Annotated in this window: 1 protein-coding gene; it reads right to left on the bottom strand. The window is 38.0% G+C overall.

Translation table 11 applies throughout. The annotated features are described in order from the left end of the window. On the bottom strand, positions 1-581 hold a 581-nt coding region (locus HT687_RS09695; protein ID WP_172924180.1), incomplete at its 3' end, for a helix-turn-helix domain-containing protein. Between the last annotated feature and the right edge of the window lie 67 nt (positions 582-648).

Here is a 648-nt window from a genome sequence, read left to right as displayed (position 1 = left end):
GCATCATCAATGGCTAAGTGTAAGTTAGAGGTTTCTGCTCCAAACCAGGCATGAGGGCTAGCCTCCATTTGGATGAGTTCTCCAGCAAATTTCTTTCTGGGTCTACTAGGATGTAGCTTTTTAGTGTCTTCCAGGAAATCTTTAGCGGACGGTAAGATTGGATTGTCTAGGGGATGATTGCGGTTCAGTTTAGCTTGTTTTCTTAGTCTCTTCTTTGTCTTTCTGTGAGACTTGGGAGAGAGGATGTTTTCCTTATAGAGTATTTTTCTAACAGTTGTATCAGAGAGCTGAATTCCCTCTTCTTCAGCTAGTAATTCACAGAAATGAAGGACATTTGGTTTATATGTTTCATAGGAGAGGTATTTCTTTAGGACACGTTCTTTGATTTCATCAGGGATTGCATGTTTTGGTTTTTGATTTCTGTTTCCGTGTCTGAAGGCTTCTTTTCCTTTCTGTTGATAGGCTAGTAGCAGACGATTGATTTGTCTTTCAGAAAGATTCAGTTCGACACAGGCTCGATTCTTTGTTTTCTTTCCTTGGTCTATAGCTTTTATCACAAGATATTTTTTCGTTTCATTCATATTCAGTTGGATACTTTTCATACGACTATTTTATCAAATGGGACATTTTCACGTTCGATTTACTAAA

Source organism: Streptococcus sp. 1449 (assembly GCF_013276805.1).
GTDB lineage: Bacteria > Bacillota > Bacilli > Lactobacillales > Streptococcaceae > Streptococcus > Streptococcus pseudopneumoniae.
This window is presented reverse-complemented; position numbering and strand designations above follow the sequence as displayed.